Here is a 1,322-nt window from a genome sequence, read left to right on the forward strand (position 1 = left end):
TGCAACTAGAATAAACAGTGGACACTCGTTAAGTGTAGAAAGAAAATAACATTAACGAGGAGAGGTGTTTGGCATGGAAAAGCAATCACGAAACAAGTATACGGAAGAGTTTAAAAAGAGAACGGTAAAATACATTTTAGAACAATCCAAGAGTATGCCAGAGATCGCAGAGGAACTGGATATCTCGGCAGGTCTATTGCATAACTGGAAACAAAAATACCGTAGTCAGATCCAAGCAGAGATTCACTCAGAAATCCAAGCTTCGCCAGATAAAATCCGTCAATTGGAACAACAATTGCGTGACATGGAAACGGCGAAACAAAAGCAAGATCTGGAGAACGCAGACTTACGTGAAGAGTTAGAAATCTTAAAAAAGGCGCTACACATCTTCGGGAAAGAAAGGAACTAAGATTCCAGTTCATCGAAGATCATCGCTCCGAGTTTCGATTAGAGAAGATGTGTAGCGTGCTCGATGTTTCAAGGAGCGGATACTATAAGTGGCTCTCGGAGAAGGGAAATCCGAACAGCTATCAACAGCGTCGCATGGCGCTGGTCGCACGCATTACCTGGCTTTTTCATAATTCGATCAATCGCTACGGGAGTCCGAAAATCACCTTTCTGCTTTGCAAAGAAGGCTGGAAGGTCTCGGAGCGTTTGGTTAGCAAACTCATGAAAGAGAACGGGTTGCGTTCTTGTGTATCCAAGAAATTCGGGGAGAACACGACGGACTCTAATCATGACCAACCCATCGCACCAAACCTTCTAAACCAAAACTTCCAGACGACAGCACCTAACAAAGTCTGGGTAACCGATATTACGTATATCCCTTGCCGTGAAGGCCGTATGTACCTGGCCAGCGTCCTCGATCTATACACACGCAAGATCGTGGGTTGGAAACTCGCTGACCGAATGACGAGAGAGCTTGTTCTGGCAGCGCTAGACCACGCGTACGAAGCACAGCAGCCAAAGAAAGGGCTTATTCACCATTCGGACCGAGGCTCGCAGTATGCCTCTGAGGACTATCGTGAGCGATTGAAAAAATACAAAATGAAAGCGAGCATGAGCCGTAAAGGGAATTGCTACGATAACGCTTGTATCGAGTCCTTCCACAGTGTACTGAAGAAAGAGTTCATTTACTGCACGAAGTTCAAGACAAAAGCCCAGGCACAACAAGAGATGTTCGAGTATATCGAGCTGTTTTACAACCGGAAACGAATTCATAGCTCGTTGGGTTATTTATCACCCAATCAATTTGAGTTGAAGTTTTACAAAAAAGTAAGTTGATACACTTAAGAATTGTCTACTTTCTTGACAGAGGTCCA

1 pseudogene is annotated in these 1,322 nt (G+C 44.4%); it reads left to right on the forward strand.

Annotated elements, in window-relative coordinates:
• Positions 1–73 precede the first annotated feature (73 nt).
• Positions 74–1,284 (forward strand): annotated as a pseudogene (locus IEX98_RS28935) (IS3 family transposase).
• Positions 1,285–1,322: the final 38 nt, after the last annotated feature.

The organism is Paenibacillus radicis (ex Gao et al. 2016) (assembly GCF_014641555.1).
In the GTDB taxonomy this organism is placed as follows: Bacteria; Bacillota; Bacilli; order Paenibacillales; family Paenibacillaceae; genus Pristimantibacillus; species Pristimantibacillus radicis.